The 15,139-nt window shown below is 63.7% G+C and carries 14 protein-coding genes; 5 read left to right on the top strand and 9 right to left on the bottom strand.

The genetic code is table 11. The features are described from left to right. Positions 1-9: 9 nt before the first annotated feature. From I6F38_RS31425 to I6F38_RS31400, 6 genes are all read right to left on the bottom strand, one after another. On the bottom strand, positions 10-1,257 hold the full coding sequence (locus I6F38_RS31425; RefSeq protein WP_225163142.1) for an NAD(P)/FAD-dependent oxidoreductase: 1,248 nt from the start codon (positions 1,255-1,257) through the stop codon (positions 10-12). Between the two features lie 179 nt (positions 1,258-1,436). After that, the gene (typA, locus tag I6F38_RS31420) at positions 1,437-3,263 is read right to left on the bottom strand and encodes a translational GTPase TypA (protein WP_016847242.1); all 1,827 of its coding nucleotides are present in this window, start codon (positions 3,261-3,263) and stop codon (positions 1,437-1,439) included. 276 nt (positions 3,264-3,539) lie between these two features. Next, positions 3,540-3,761, bottom strand: coding sequence for a hypothetical protein (locus I6F38_RS31415; protein ID WP_057021309.1), 222 nt, complete (start codon positions 3,759-3,761; stop codon positions 3,540-3,542). Positions 3,762-3,772: 11 nt separating this feature from the next. After that, positions 3,773-4,051 carry a hypothetical protein gene (locus I6F38_RS31410; RefSeq protein WP_225163141.1) on the bottom strand — a complete coding sequence of 93 codons (279 nt, stop codon included), beginning with the start codon at positions 4,049-4,051 and terminating at the stop codon, positions 3,773-3,775. Continuing rightward, positions 4,048-5,493 (bottom strand): radical SAM protein, encoded by a 1,446-nt coding sequence (locus I6F38_RS31405; protein WP_225163140.1) that lies wholly within the window; start codon positions 5,491-5,493, stop codon positions 4,048-4,050. The genes I6F38_RS31410 and I6F38_RS31405 overlap by 4 nt, the downstream gene beginning before the upstream one ends. Further along, complete coding sequence (locus I6F38_RS31400; protein WP_225163139.1) at positions 5,474-6,193, bottom strand: prolipoprotein diacylglyceryl transferase family protein; 720 nt, start codon at positions 6,191-6,193, stop codon at positions 5,474-5,476. The genes I6F38_RS31405 and I6F38_RS31400 overlap by 20 nt, the downstream gene beginning before the upstream one ends. 304 nt (positions 6,194-6,497) lie before the next feature. Here I6F38_RS31400 and I6F38_RS31395 point away from each other — a divergent pair, with 304 nt between their 5' ends. The 4 genes from I6F38_RS31395 (at position 6,498) to I6F38_RS31380 (ending at position 11,958) form a co-directional block, all read left to right on the top strand. Continuing rightward, positions 6,498-7,877, top strand: coding sequence for a hypothetical protein (locus I6F38_RS31395; RefSeq protein WP_225163138.1), 1,380 nt, complete (start codon positions 6,498-6,500; stop codon positions 7,875-7,877). Between the two features lie 264 nt (positions 7,878-8,141). Then, positions 8,142-8,600 carry a hypothetical protein gene (locus I6F38_RS31390; protein ID WP_225163137.1) on the top strand — a complete coding sequence of 153 codons (459 nt, stop codon included), beginning with the start codon at positions 8,142-8,144 and terminating at the stop codon, positions 8,598-8,600. A 146-nt stretch (positions 8,601-8,746) separates the two neighbouring features. Beyond that, the gene (locus I6F38_RS31385; RefSeq protein WP_225163136.1) at positions 8,747-10,486 is read left to right on the top strand and encodes an ATP-binding cassette domain-containing protein; all 1,740 of its coding nucleotides are present in this window, start codon (positions 8,747-8,749) and stop codon (positions 10,484-10,486) included. After that, positions 10,483-11,958 carry an HlyD family type I secretion periplasmic adaptor subunit gene (locus I6F38_RS31380; protein ID WP_225163135.1) on the top strand — a complete coding sequence of 492 codons (1,476 nt, stop codon included), beginning with the start codon at positions 10,483-10,485 and terminating at the stop codon, positions 11,956-11,958. Before I6F38_RS31385 ends, I6F38_RS31380 begins: the two co-directional genes overlap by 4 nt. Positions 11,959-11,973: 15 nt before the next feature. Here I6F38_RS31380 and I6F38_RS31375 read toward each other — a convergent pair whose 3' ends face one another. The 3 genes from I6F38_RS31375 to I6F38_RS31365 form a co-directional block, all read right to left on the bottom strand. Then, the gene (locus I6F38_RS31375) at positions 11,974-12,744 is read right to left on the bottom strand and encodes a response regulator transcription factor (protein ID WP_225163134.1); all 771 of its coding nucleotides are present in this window, start codon (positions 12,742-12,744) and stop codon (positions 11,974-11,976) included. 206 nt (positions 12,745-12,950) lie between these two features. Further along, a complete protein-coding gene (locus tag I6F38_RS31370; RefSeq protein ID WP_225163133.1) occupies positions 12,951-13,535 on the bottom strand; it encodes a hypothetical protein in 585 nt (194 codons plus the stop codon). 200 nt (positions 13,536-13,735) lie between these two features. Beyond that, positions 13,736-14,500: a Crp/Fnr family transcriptional regulator gene (locus I6F38_RS31365; RefSeq protein ID WP_225163132.1), complete on the bottom strand. Its 765-nt coding sequence runs from the start codon at positions 14,498-14,500 to the stop codon at positions 13,736-13,738. Positions 14,501-14,702: 202 nt separating this feature from the next. Here I6F38_RS31365 and I6F38_RS31360 point away from each other — a divergent pair, with 202 nt between their 5' ends. Continuing rightward, a complete protein-coding gene (locus I6F38_RS31360) occupies positions 14,703-15,077 on the top strand; it encodes a response regulator (protein WP_225163131.1) in 375 nt (124 codons plus the stop codon). Positions 15,078-15,139 lie beyond the last annotated feature (62 nt).

Below are 15,139 nucleotides of genomic sequence, written 5' to 3'. Positions count from 1 at the left end.
ACGATGCGACTATTTGCGCGGCAGTGCCGCCACCACTTCCCTCGCCGCCCGCTCCCCCGAGTCCCGCGCGCCGTGCGCGGTCGAGAAAAACTCCGGCGAAGTCGCTTCGCCGGCGAAGAACAGCCGGCCGTCGACCGGCGCGGCCAGCACGGCGCGCTTGTCCGCGTGGCCGGGCAGTGCGTGCGAGTAGGAGCCGCGGGCGAATGGGTCGTGGGCCCAGCGGGATTCGCTGAGCGGCTTCAGCTTGCGGCGGAAATCGGTGCCGAGGAAGGAGACGATCTCGTCGATGCTGTGCGCGGCGATGGCGCCGTCGCCGGCATTTTCGAGCTGTCGCGCAAACCGGCCGCCGAAGAAGCCTTCGATGCAGGGCTGGCCGAACGGGCGGATGTGATAGGTGCCCATCTCGGTGCGCATGGTGGCGCCGCGCAGATTGCCTTCCTTCGGCAGCGCCTCGGGCTCGGCGAGCGCCAGCGTCACCTTGTCGGCGAGGCCGAGCGGCAGGCCGCGCGCGGCGTCGAGCTTGTCCGGCAGCGCAGGCGAAAAGCGGATCGCCTGATCGGCGATCAGGTTGGTCGGCACGGTGACGATCACCTTGTCCGCCTCAAGCACGCCGCGCGAGGTCTCGATGCGGATGCGCTTGCCGGAGTGATCGATCAGCCTGACCTCGCAGTTCAGCGCGACCGGCACCTGCGCGCCATAGGCCGCGATCAGCGTGCCATAGCCGCGCCGTACCCGCCAATTGATGTCGGTGTCTTCATAGGCGTCGACGTCGAGGATCGAGACCTGGTCGAGCTCGCAGCCGTTCACATAGGTCGAGATCGCATCGATCATCGGGTTCCAGCGGTTGCCGGGCTCGAGGTACAGGCTGGCCGGGCAGTCCTTGCCGTGCCGCGCCGCCTGCTCGATGCGGTCGTAGAATTGGTCGAGTGCGTGCGTGAAGTCGTCGCGAGCGGCCTGCGGGAACGCCTCGCCGTAGGCGCGCTCGCGCCACGGCGGCAGGTCCTTGTTGAGCTCGAAGTTGAGTTGCCGGGCGATGCCGACAAAGCTGTTCTGGTCGGCCGAGTGCAGCCAGCCGCAGCCGACGTCGAACACCACGTCAGGCGCGGCCTGAATCGTATGCGCGCGGCCGCCGAGGCGGTCGCGGGCTTCCAGCACGATCGTGGAGAGGCCGGAGTCCTTCAGTGCGTTCGCGGCACCGAGGCCTGCGGCGCCGGCGCCGATGATGGCAACATCGATCGTGGAGGGAAGGGAAGTCATGTCCCGGCTCTAGCACGTCCGCCGCCGGGCCTGAAGCCGCCACATGCATGACTGTCATCACCCGCGCAGGCAAAGGCGGGTGATCCAGTATTCCGGAGACAGCAGTGATTGAGCCGATGAGCCGCGGCGTACCGGGTGCCCCGGTCAAGCCGGGGCACGACAGGCTACTACGCCGCCGCTTAAGCTACAGCTTCCTTGGCCTTTTCGGCGCGCTTGCGGTCGTTCGGGTCGAGGTGCTTCTTGCGCAGCCGGATCGACTTCGGCGTCACCTCGACGAGCTCGTCGTCCTCGATATAGGCGAGCGCCTTTTCCAGCGTCATCCGGATCGGCGGCGTCAGGCGCACCGCCTCGTCCTTCGAGGTGGTACGGATGTTGGTGAGCTGCTTGCCCTTCAGCACGTTGATCTCGAGGTCGTTGTCGCGGGTGTGCTCGCCGACGATCATGCCCTTGTAGACCTTCCAGCCCGGCTCGATCATCATCGGGCCGCGGTCCTCCAGCTTGAACATCGCATAGGCCACCGCTTCGCCCTGGTCGTTGGAGATCAGCACGCCGTTGCGGCGGCCCTGGATCTCGCCCTTGTAGGCGGCATAGCCGTGAAAGATGCGGTTCATGATCGCGGTGCCGCGGGTGTCGGTGAGCAGTTCGCCCTGGTAGCCGATCAGGCCGCGGGTCGGCGCGTAGAACACCAGCCGCAGGCGGTTGCCGCCGGAGGGGCGCATCTCGATCATCTCGGCCTTGCGCTCGCTCATCTTCTGCACGACGACGCCGGAATGCTCCTCGTCGACGTCGATCACGACTTCCTCGATCGGCTCCTGCCAGGCGCCGGTCGCCTCGTCCTTCTGCAGCACGACGCGCGGGCGCGACACCGAGAGCTCAAAGCCCTCGCGGCGCATGGTCTCGATCAGGATCGCGAGCTGCAATTCGCCGCGTCCGGAGACTTCCATGGAATCCTTGTCGGCGGCCTCGACGACGCGCAGCGCGACATTGCCCTCGGCCTCGCGCATCAGGCGGTCGCGGATCATGCGCGAGGTCACCTTGTCGCCTTCGGTGCCGGCGAGCGGCGAGTTGTTGACGATGAACGACATCGACACCGTCGGCGGATCGATCGGCTGCGCCGGCAGCGGCGTCTCGACGGTGGGATCGCAGAAGGTGTCGGCAACGGTGCCCTTGGTGAGGCCCGCGATCGCGACGATGTCGCCGGCCTCGGCCTCCTCGAGCGGGGTGCGCTCAAGGCCGCGGAAGGCGAGGATCTTGGTCAGGCGGCCGCTCTCGATCAGCTTGCCGTCGGCGGACAGCACCTTGACCTGCTGGTTCGGCTTGATCGAGCCCGAGGAGATGCGGCCGGTGATGATGCGGCCGAGATAGGGGTTGGCCTCGAGGATGGTGCCGATCATGCGGAACGGACCTTCCTCGACCTTCGGCGGCTCGACGTGGCGCACGATCAGGTCGAACAGCGGCTGCATGCCGAGGTCCTTCGGACCCTCCGGGCTCTCCGCCATCCAGCCCTGCTTGGCCGACCCGTACAAGATCGGGAAGTCGAGCTGCTCCTCGCTGGCGTCGAGCGCGGCGAACAGGTCGAACACCTCGTTGATGACTTCGGTCGGGCGCGCGTCGGGACGGTCGACCTTGTTGATCACGACGATCGGCTTCAGCCCGATCTTGAGCGCCTTCGACACCACGAACTTGGTCTGCGGCAGCGGGCCCTCGGCGGCGTCGACCAGCACCAGCGCGCCGTCCACCATGTTGAGGATACGCTCGACCTCACCGCCGAAGTCGGCGTGGCCGGGGGTGTCGACGATGTTGACGCGAATGTCCTTCCACTGCACCGAGGCGGCCTTGGCCAGGATGGTGATGCCGCGCTCGCGCTCCAGGTCGTTGGAGTCCATGGCGCGCTCGGTGACCTTCTGGTTCTCGCGGAAGGTGCCGGATTGCTGCAGCAGGCGGTCGACGAGGGTGGTCTTGCCGTGGTCGACGTGGGCGATGATGGCGACGTTGCGAAGGTTCATGGCTCTTCTTCTGGTCGTGCAATGGTCAGATGCGCGATCTCGCCGGACCAGTTTGGCCGGCCGCTCGCTCGCGTGGCCCATTCGGGCCCGGATCACGCTCATACCCAAGAAATTTGACGGGGACGCATCACCCCAAAAAGGAAGCCCGGTCAGAGGACCGGGCACCTTGCGCGTTGCGGCGCAATATAGTCAGAAGACGCCAAAAAACAATGATTTATTGGCTGTTTGGAGGGCTGATTTTGGTTCCAAAAGCGGGTTTTGAGGGGCTTTCAGGTCTTACTTCCGGGTAATCGCGAACACGATCAGGCCAAGCCCGCCCAGCGCCACCATCATCACGAACATGGTGATGGGGTCGCCGCCGGCCCCGGCGCCCATCTTGGCGTTGAGAATGGCGCACAGGACGCCAGGGATCAGCAGGATCACCCCCACCACCAGCATGAGGGCGGTCAGGCAGCCGTTGCGCTGTCTCTGTTCCGGGTTTTGCTGAAAACTGCTCACGATACCCCGGACTAGCGTCCCTTAATCGCGGCGCGGATCAGCATCACGCCGGCGAAGCAGACCGCGAGCCCGAGCAGGATCAGGAAAAGAATGGAGGGATCGGTCTTCGACTCGCTCAGGACGCCGAACCCGAACAGCAGGGCGCAGAGCCCGGGCAGCAGCAGGATCAGCCCGAACACCACCATGAACGCGGTGGCGCAGCCGCTGCGTGGCGACTGCGGCGGCGGGACGTATTTGTAGGGTGGCTCCGATGGTGCAGGCGGGATGGGCGGTGGATTGGTCTCGCTCATCGCGGCACCTCCTCGCTTTGCCGGACTTCACGGTAGGTCTGGCCGGCCAGCGCGGCGCGGATGCCGTCGATCTTTCCGTCACGGTAGAACAGATTGTAGGTGTCGAACGGGATGATCGCGCCGCTCTCGGTGACGAAGTGGATGCAGCTTCGCTTGACGTTGCCGACGCAGAAATTGAAGCGGTCGAGAAACTGCACGATGGTGACGCGGAACACGTTCTCGTAGGTCAGCCCCTCCGGCACCTCGAAGCTCGGCAGGCAGCACAGCAATTCGCAGACCCGCTCCGAGGTGTTCAGCGGCCCCGACGACAGCGAGAACAGGTCGACAAACTTCTCCCGCAACACCGGATATTTCTCCGGGCTGATGGTGTTGGGCATCACGGCGATGAGCTGCTCCTGCGGGATCAGCGACGTCAGCGGCAACACCTTGTCGCCGTTGCGCAGGCCATAGCCGATCGAGATGCTCTCGGGATTGCAGGGCAACGGGATCATGTCGTCAGCGCCGAACACCCCGGTCTCGATCACGCGCCGGCGGATCTCCGACAGCATGATGCGGTCGGTGTCCTTGTTGAAATGCTCGTTGCGGCCGGCATCCTGCACCGGCTGCAGCGTGACGCCGCGGACGCACTTCCAGGTCAGCGCGTGGCGGACGATGTCGCCGATCTCGCCGTCGTTGACGCCGCGCTTGATGGTCGCGACCAGCGTGGTCGAGACGCCCTCGCGCTCGAGATTCTCCAGTGCCTGTTGGCGGATCTTGCGTAAGTCCGCGCCGCGCAGATTGACCAGCGCCTCGCGCTGCAGCGAATCGAACTGCAGATAGACCTCAAGCCCGCGCTTGTTCTCGGCGAGCTTCGCCACGAAGTCGGGCTCGCGCGCGATCCTGAGGCCGTTGGTGTTGATCATGACATGGCGGATCGGGCGCGCGCGCACCGCATCCAGAATGGCGAAGAAATCCGGATGCAGCGTCGGCTCGCCGCCGGATATCTGCACCAGGTCGGGCTCGCCCTCGCTCGCGACCAGCGCGTCCAGCATCTTCTCGATCTTCGCCAGCGGCGTGAAGCCGGTGCGTGCCGGCGAGGAATCCGCAAAGCACACCGGGCAGGTCAAATTGCAATGCTCGGTGATCTCGATCAGTGCCAGGCAGGAGTGCTGCTCGTGGTCGGGGCACAGCCCGCAATCATAGGGGCAGCCGAATTCGGTGTGGCGCTGGAACGCGAGCGGCCGGTCGCCGGGCTTGATGAAATCCTTGCACAGCCGCCAATAGGCCGCATCCGTCGAGACCAGCGTCGACTGCACGCCATGCTGCTTGCAGCGCTTCTCGTACCAGACCTCGTTGCCTGATATCTGGATCTTGGTCGGCACCAGGGCCAGGCAGGTTTCGCATAGCGACTGGGTCTGGCCCCAGAAGATGTAAGGGCGTGCCTTACGCAGCGGCGCGTTCATGCTTCAAGCTCACATTCGGCGCCGTCGCCAGCATGACGGCGGCGTAAATCATGACAAACAGCGACAGCAGGTGAAACAGCGAGAATGGTCCGATCAGCGCGCCATAGGGCTTGATGAATTCCCACAGGAAGCGCTGCAGCCCGTAGTAGAACAGCACGAGGTAGAATCCGTTGGTGATGACGGCGGCATTTCGGTTCAATACGGCCCAGACATAGAATGCCGCGAACCCCGCCATCGCCAGGCTTTCATAGAGCTGCACCGGATGGCGCAGCACGCCGTCGCCGAAATCATGGCCCCAGGGCAGCGTGGTCGGCGTGCCATAGGTGAAATCCTCGAGCCCCGCGAAATAGCAGCCGAGACGGCCGACCGTGACGCCGATCGCAAGCGGCAGCGCGAACCGCGCGCCGGTGCGCAGCGAAATCCCGTGTCGCCATTTGTAGAGCTCGATCGCGACGATGCCGCCGGCCAGCGCGCCCTCGACCGAGCGGGCGACGCCCGCCATCCCCGAAAACCACAGGTTCAGCGTGCCGAAAATGTAGGCGCCGGCCCCGGCGCCGAACAGCAACGCGGCGATGTAGGGCAGTTCGAAGGATTGCCGGGGGAACTGCAGCCCGCGCCGGCGCGACAGCCACCACATCGCGAGCGCGGCCGCGCCCCATGCTGCAACATCGAAGACGGCGTGAAGTTCTGCCCCACTCATGAGGCGAGTGTAGCGCGGTTTTCGCGGTCCGCGATAGCGCCTTCCCGATTGCAATGGCGGGGCGAGGTTATCAACCCGTCCGCCTGGGAGCGGCGGGCTGATGGACCACGCCGGCGACGCCGGCCCGCGCAAAACGACAAAGGCTGTAACCGCGCCAGAACGGATATAGCCGATGTTACGGCGTCCATCCGAAGCGCTATATCCGAACTGACGGCTGGGCTTTCGACCTTCCCAGGATGACATTCTGTCCGGAGTGCAGGACCCGTCCCGATTGCGCGGAGCGATTGCGATGAGGAAGGCTACGATGGATTTTTCGCGGATGTCGGATGGGATCCGGCTGCATCACGCCTCTCATCGCGACGATGGACACGATGGTGACGACGAGTCGGGTCCGGCACCGAGCAGCCCGTTTGCAGGGCTCGATGCGCATCCCGCAACGTCGAATTCCCCGCCTTATGACTCTGGCCCGGGCCAATCCGACCATCCCACCGCGTCGGGGGTCGACACGTACGGCCACGTCGGCAACCACACTGCGGCGAGCCTGGATGCTTCGGCAACGAAGCCTGCTGCCGGCGCATCCCATTCCGCGACGGGCATCGCTTCGATCGAGAGCGGGGCGAACACCGCCGGGAACGGCGGAGACGGTTACTTTTACGGAGGCATCATTCACGCATCCCTGTTGATCTATGAACCGATCAACATTTCGGTGAGTTTGGGATACGGCTCGGCCGCCGTGGCCAACCAGTCCAACGATTTGAATGTCGATCAATCCGCCTTTCAGATGGCCGGCGTCGGCGGACATGGTGGGAATGACAACCTTGCATCGGGAGGCAGCATCAGTGCTTCCCTGGGCCCCGGCGTGATCGGGAGCGGCGACAACGGCGCCGGAAACGGCGGCAGCGGCTATTTCTCGGGTGCGTTGGTGGACGCTCCGGTGGTGATCTATCATCCGATCAATATTGCGGTGGCGAGCTCAGGCGGCACGGCCCATGCAAGTCAATCGAACACAGTCGACATCGATCAATCGGCTACGCAGGTCGCGGGCGTCGGCGGCAGTGGCGGAAATGGCAATGTGGCCGTCGGCGGCAGCATCATCACGCTCGACCCCAGCTGGGGATCAAGCAACGGAGGGAGCGTCTGGGACGCTCAAACGGGCGGGAGTCAGGCCGGCAATGGCGGCGACGGCGCGTTCCACGGGAGTCTCGTGCATTCCTCGATCTTAGTGTACGACCCGATCAACATCGCAGTCGCGGGCTATGGCTCCAACGTTCATTCAGTCCAGACGAATGACGCCGACGTGGATCAATCCGTACTTCAGATCGCCGCCATGGGCGGGCACGGCGGCAATGGCAACGCCGCGACGGGCGGCCATGCAAGCCTTCTTTCCCACGGCTTGTGGGGCGGCTCCGACACGATTGCGACCGGCTCGAACGGCGCAGGCAACGGCGGCAACGGCTATTTTGCCGGCAGCCTGATCGATGTCAGCGTCGCGATCTATGCACCCGTCAATATCGCAATGGCGGGGCCCCATTCGACGGCCGTGGCCGATCAGGTCAACAACGTGCACATCGACCAGAGTGCGGTCCAGATTGCCGGACTTGGTGGGGACGGCGGCTACGGCAATCTCGCGCTGGGTGGCGATCTTTCCGCCCATCTTCTGTCCGATCTTCACCTGTTGGCATAGCGAAGCATCGCGCCGCTCGCGCAGGCCGGTCGCAAGGTAGCGGACTCCCTGCGCATGCAAATCTCGCGCAGAGGCGCCTCCCGATGTTTCGAGCTCCGATGTTGCGCGACGAATGTCATACTTTCGTACGTAGGTCGACCAACCCGGATGGTGTCCGATTTGACATCTATCGGCAGCGCGCATCGCCGGATCAGACTCGCCCGTGCGCGTCCGCCTGATCGGGATGGATGATGCACGACAGCCAACACAAGGACGGAGGCTCAAATGTTGCCCAAGGCGATCAGCATCTCGGATTCGATCGAATTCAAATCGATCAACACCGGTGGTCAAAGTGTCGGAAATGGCGGCGACGGTACCTTCAAGGGAGCTATCATCAGCAAGCCGACCCTCAACTTCGATCCAACCAACAAGGCAGAAGGCGCCGATGTGCATGTGAACACCGGCGACCACGTCACTCAGACGGCAGATTGGGACGCCGGCGGCGCGAACGCGACGGCCTCGGTGTTTGCGAAGGCCCATGGCGGAAGCGCCGAGTCGAACGGAAGCCAGAAATCCTACAGCGGCCACGATACCTCCAAGGTATATGCCAATACGGATGCCACTCAGATCAACAAGCTCTCGGTGGACCAGCACCAAGATGTCCTGGCCGGCATCGGCGGCAATGGCGGAGACGGCAACGCCGCGCTGGGCGGAGAAGTGAGCTTCCACCTCGATACATTCTGACCATCGGCTCGTCCGACCGTGGCGGGACCGGCGGCCATTGCTGCCGGTCCCGCAGTTCAAGCCGATGCCCCGCCGATGCGCTTCTTGGCAGATCGCGTTGGCTGTCGGGCAAGTGCGCCGGACTTCGATTTCAGGCGGTGACGATCATGCTGATGCCGCCCATACGGTTGCCTGTCCTGCCGCAGATCTCGACGCCACTGCACGCGGCCCTTTGGTCCTGTGCGGGACCGCTTGGTCTCGTATTCGCGTATAGCTGCAGCTACAACCTGCTTTTATTTGCGCCCTCCATCTACCTTCTTCAGATCTACGACAGGGTGTTGTCGAGCCGGAGCGGCGACACGCTGCTCCTGCTCACGCTCATTGTCGCGATCACGGTCGTGGTCGGCGGCGTTTTCGATGCCTTGCGGCGCGCTGTCCTGGGTCGCCTTGGCGCCTGGCTCGACGATCGGCTCCGTCCTTGCGCGCTTTCGGCCAGCCTCGAATCCGCGTTTCGCAGCGATTGGACGCGGGCGTCGGACGCATATCGGGATCTCACCGCGCTGCGCCAGTTCATCGATTCCGGCGCATGTCCGATGCTGTTCGACGCACTCTGGGCGCCCCTGTTCCTCCTGGTCCTCTTTCTCATCCATCCCCTGCTTGGCGTGGTAGGCGCCTGCTGTGTGGCTTTCCTCTTCGCTCTCACGGTTGCCGGAGATCTGGTTACCGAGGACGTTCTGCTCAGATCCGGCGCCGCGCTGTCCAGAAGCTACGGCCGCCTCCAGGCCGCCGCAGGCAACATCCACATGATCCGCGCCATGGGAATGCTCGATAGCGCTGCGCGCACGATCTACCATGACGCGCAGGAGGCACGCAGAGAGCACGATGTGGCAGTCCGGCGAAGCGAGATCGTGATGCTGGTCACCAAACCGGTCCGCGCGCTGTCGCAGGTGTTGATAATGGGGGCTGCCGCGTGGCTTGTCCTCGAGCACGGAAAGAGTCCGGCGATCATTTTTGCTTCGACACTGATGTTCAGCCGCGCGCTCGCGCCGGTCGAAAGTGCGATCGCAGGCTGGAAGTCACTCAGGTCGGCCGTGCGTGCCTGTCAGCGGCTCGGCGCGGTTCTCGCCGCGTCCCCCGCCGCCGCCGGACGGCAGGATCCGGAGGGTTCGCAGCGGCAGACGTCGGGCGGTCTCGTTGTCGACAACGTCGGCGTGAGGCTATCGGGGACCAACCACCTTCTGCTGAACGGTGTCTCGTTCACGCTCGCGCGCGGAGAATGCCTTGGCATTATCGGTGCGTCCGGGTCAGGCAAGTCCCTGCTTGGCCGGGTGATTGCCGGGCTGTCGACGCCAACTCATGGCTGTGTCCTGCTCGACAATACCGACGTCTCGCTGCTTCGCGAGGGCCTAAGCGGTCACCGTCTCGGTTATCTCCCCCAGGACATCGACCTGCTCGGCGATACGATAAGCGATATCATCGCACGGCTTGATGATGCCGATCGGCGGAAGGTCGTGGAAGCGGCCAAGCTGGTCGGAATTCATGAGGCGATCATGCGTCTGCCGAACGGGTACGACACGGTGATTCACCGTGAAAAATCCTTCTCGCGCGGATATCGGCAGCGCCTCGGTCTTGCCCGGGCCTTTTTCGGCGGTCCACGCCTGATCGTTCTCGACGAACCGAATGCCAGTCTCGATTACGGGGGCGAGCGAATGCTGCTGGACGCTATCGAGCGCATGAAGCTCGCCGGTGTCATCCTGGTCGTCGTCACTCATCGTATGGGTCTCCTTGCAGCCACAGACAAGATTGCCATCATGGAAGAGGGGGCGGTCGTCGCTTTCGGCGACAGCGAGGAAATCTTTGAGCGGCACCTGAGCCGACCCCAGGTTACATCGCGGACTGCGCCATGATCCGCAATCCTCTCACCATCTGGAAGCTTCCTACGATATCGAGGCTACCCGCGATCTGGGACCGGCTCGTGCGACCGCCGGCAAGCCCCCCGCTCGCCGCCGGACGACTCGGAGCCGTGGTTACCGCGATCGACGATTTCGAGCCCCTCGAATATCCATGGTGTGCGACCCCGACAGCCATCTCTCCGCGTAGGCGGCTTCGCGGTATCACCCTGGCGGGCAACCTGCTGGTGCTCTGCTTCATGCTGGGGCTTGGCACATGGGCGTGCCTCGCGCCTCTCGAGAGCGCCGCGATCGCTTCCGGCGTCGTGGAATCGGAATCGAGCCGCAAGACGATTCAGCACCTGGAAGGCGGGATCGTCAGGAAGATCCTGGTTTCGGACGGCGATATCGTGCGAAGCGGACAGACGCTGATCGCGCTGGACGACACCCGGCCCGGTTCGGAGGTGCAAAGCCTTCAAGGCCAGTTGTGGGATGCAATTGCTCGTGCCGCACGGCTTCAGGCCGAGCAGCAGAATTTTGAGAGCATCGCAATCCCGAGCGCGCTGGAACAGGACAGCAAGCGAAATGGGGTGGCCGCCGCCGCGGTATCGGCGCAGCAGTTCATTTTTCAGGCGCGCCGGCAGGTTCATGAGTCGCAGCTTGCGGTCATTCGCGAACGGAGGCTTCAAGTCGAGAGGGAGATCGAAGGTCTCAAGGCTCAGCAGAGCGCCACCGGGCAGCGGGTCGACATCGTCCGGGAAGAACTGGATATGGTTACGACGCTCGTGAACAAGGGACTCGAACGGCGGCCGCGGCTTCTGAACCTGCAACGTGAACTGGCCGACGTTGAAGGTCGCCGCGGCGAGATCACCGCGCAGATTTCTCGCGCCGGACAGGTCATCAGCGAGCAGCAGGCCACCTTGTTCAAGCTCGAGAGCGACAGGCAGAACGAGATCGCACAGTCGCTTCGTGAAGCACAGAACCAGATATTCCAGCTCCGCGAGCGGTTGCTTGCGGCCAGGGATCAGCTATCGCGAACGGAGGTGAAGGCGCCTGAGGACGGCGTGATAACCGACTTGCGGATCCATACGACGGGAGGCGTCATCGGGGCGGGTGCTCCGCTCATGGAGCTGGTGCCGCGGCAAGACCGCCTCATCGTGACCGCCCGCCTGAGGCCCGAGGATATTGATGTGGTTCATTCCGGCCTCAATGCCGAGGTGCATCTCGTGCCGTACAATCAGCGTCGCGTACCGCGCCTGAAGGGAATCGTCGTGCACGTATCGGCAGACCGGCTACTCGACAAGCGTACCGACCAGCCATACTACGCGACCAAGATCCGGATCGACGATGCGCAGATCGCCGCAAACGACTTCCAGATCGTCCCCGGTATGCCGGTTCAAGTGTTCATCACCACGGGGCGCGGTACCGTCGCACTTTACGCGCTCAGGCCCCTGCTCGACAGCTTCCGTGGTGCATTCAGAGAGGATTGATCCCGCTCAGCGTGACTAGGTCTCCGGCATTGGGGCTGTGCCCGGGTCGTGATCGCGATTCTGCGCGAGCGACCGGCCGCGCCAGCGGAGGACCGCCTCCGTGCGATTGTGAGCGGCACATTTCCTCATGATATGCTGAATGTGCATTTTGACGGTGCTTTCCGAGAGCTTCAATTTGGCTGCGATCAGCTTGTTGGGCAGGCCGAGCTCCAATTCCGCCAGGACGTGCTGCTCTCGAGGCGTGAGATCGCTCCGGTCGATGACCGCCCTGGCTGCCTCGTTCATCAGGTATGCGGACGCGAGCCCGCGCGCGTCCGGCGGATCGAAACCCGGCATCCTGTTCATTTCGGCGACCGGCAACGGCCTGTAGACGCCGCCGACAAGAACAAGGCGCAGGCCGGCTATGACGACCTCGATTGGTAGCGAGGTGGGAAGAAAGCCGCGAACACCCCGCTGCATCGCGGCTTGCGCGGTCGGCTCATCGTCATGGTTTGACAGGATTGCGACGGCGGCATTGGGACAGTGCTCGGCCACGAAGGCGAGATCGTCCTCGACCGAGGGATCGCCGATGGGCTTGTCCGCGATGCTCAGCAGCACCAGACGAACGTCGCGGGCCGACATGCAGTCCAGGCCCTGGACCGTTGCCATGTCGAGGATCTCGAAGTCGGCCAATTCCCGTCTGAGGACGTTGAGAATACATGTGCGCGGCAACAGGTGCGGCTCGATGATCACCAGAACCGGTACGTGAAGCGCTCCATTGAGCCGTTTTGAGGTTATGTCGTCCATGATTTCCTCGGAATGAAAAGAATTTCTGCGACAGTCCCATCGATCCGTATTGCGCATTTACCGTTGCGGCATTCATCCTGAATGCATCATCACGCGCAGCCCCGACATCAGGATCGCATCCATTGCGGGATAGCCTGGCGCCTCGGTGGGAAATTCTTTCCGCTCAAATCATTTGGACGCGCGCCGTGGCGCGGTCGACGCATCCCCTATTTGCAGATATTTCGATACGCCGTTGACGCCGCCGACCCCGACTTGCCGTCGACGACATACGCTTCATCCTCCTTCACAAGATACAGAAACGGCCTCCCTCCAGTCTCTCCGCCCGACGCACTTCTTCCTTTCACGCGCCCGCAAATCGTATCCACGGCGCGTCCGAACGTGTTCTTTCGCATGGCGCGCTTCATGTCGCTGAATTCGGCCGATCCCGGATCCTCTATCTGCGCTGCAATCGTGACCTTCGCTTTGGTGAGGACAGGATCTGCCATGTCCGCGGCGTGTTCGGGTGTCGGGAGGTTGATCCTCGTCCGCGGGGACGCCGCCTTGGCGAGGTCGGGCGGTCCGTGTTTCTTCGATGATGGTCTCCTGCCGGATTTTGCCGGGGTTGCAGAATTCGATTTGACGATCGCAGGCGCAGGCGCTAACGCCGCCGGCACTGGCTCTGTGGGTCGGGCGACTGCAACCTTGTCGAAACAGGGTCTTGACTCACACCCAAGGAAATCCCCTCGGGAAGGCGCGAACCAGCCAAAGCCGATCAGGATTCCTGCCAGCGCTCCGACAAAAAGCAGTCCCATCCGATTCCCCTCCTCGGGAGCTCGGCTCGCACTCATAACTAGGACTAATTCCGCGCTGGTGATCCTATCTGTTGCGCAAAAGCGTTAAGCGCTCATTAAGCGCGCGGGGTTGGGGCGATAGGACGAACCCCTACGGCGATGTCGGGTTTAGCGTCGGCTTCCGGAAGCATGGCGGATGCGACGAATAATGAGTACACACCCTAGTTCTGCGGGTTGTCCTCGCTTGGATACACGCCGCGCAGCACTTCCTCGAAATGATCCTTGACGGCGTCGTTGCACAGGCAGGAGCGCTGCCGCAGCTTGTCCGGGTCGCGGATCACGATCGCGCCGCGGCGCGTCTCCAGCACGCCTTCCGCCTTGAAGTTCTGGATCACGCGGCTGGTGTAGCTGCGGCCGACGCCGAGCAAAGTCGAGAGCTGTTCATGCGTGAGTGGCACCATGCCGTTGCCATTGGTGCGCTCCATCGCCGAGATGATCCATTTCGCCGCGCGCTGCTCGATCGAGTGGATCGCATTGCAGGCGGTCGACTGGAAAATCTGCGCCAGCATGCAGTCGGCATAACGCGCGAAGATGTTGCGCACGGAGATCGACGTCAGCTTGGCGGCGTCGAGCTTGCTGACCGGCAGCCGCGCGAACGGGCCGCCGAACTTGACGGTGATGCGGGTATAGGCCGGCAGGAAGCCCTGGCTGACGATGCCGCCGACCGCGCCCTCGCGACCGACCAGGATGGTCTCGACATCGCGGCCGTCCTCATTGGGCACCATGTAGGACGCAAGGCTCGGCCCGCATGGAAAATGCACGGTCTGGACGTCGTCGCCGGGATTGTAGAGCAGATCGCCGGCCGCGGCCTCGACCAAGGCAAGGTGCGGCGCGATCAGTTCGTAATCGGCGGCGTTCAGCCGGCGCAAAAGATTGTTGAACGGCCGGTCACTCGTCCCGGCCAACTCGGTCCGTTTCGTGATCATTGGAAATCCTGAGAACCCAACGCGGACCATAATCGGAAGGTTCCCGGATTTATGTTCACTAGTGAACAGACGCGGCAGCCCGCGATGTGATGGGTTTCACCTCGGGAACAGCCGGCGTGCTTTCAGGCGCCGGTCGCGGGCCAATCCGGCCGGACTGATCCGGTCTTTTCATCCATGCTTTAAAAACGGAAACTGGCACGCCATGGACTTCACCCCCAATGCCGGCATGCCCGGTGACGTCCTCGTGGTTGAGGACGATCCGATCATCTCGCTCTATTTCGAGGACACCATCCTCGGCTTCGGCGCCCGGACGGTGCGCACCGCCACGAACGTCGCCCGGGCGCTCGAGCTGATCGCCGAACGCGCGCCGGATTTCGCGCTGCTCGACGTCGGCCTCGTCAGGGGCGAGAAGACGTTCGCCATCGCCGAGCGGCTGGATGTGCTGAAGGTGCCGTTCGCTTTCGTCACGGGTTACGGTGCGGATATCCGGCTGCCGGCATCGCTCGCCGGCAAGCCGCGGCTGACCAAACCGTGCTCGAGCGAGGCGCTGGAGGCGGCGCTGCGAAACGGACGTTGACGCATTGCCGGCTTCGGCCTCGCCGTCGGCGCGTTCGTCGTCTACCATACAGCCTGTCGGAT

It is taken from the genome of Bradyrhizobium sp. BRP56 (assembly GCF_020194035.1).
GTDB lineage: Bacteria > Pseudomonadota > Alphaproteobacteria > Rhizobiales > Xanthobacteraceae > Bradyrhizobium > Bradyrhizobium australafricanum.
Note: the sequence above shows the minus strand (reverse complement) of the source record. Positions and strands in the feature narration are given on the sequence as shown.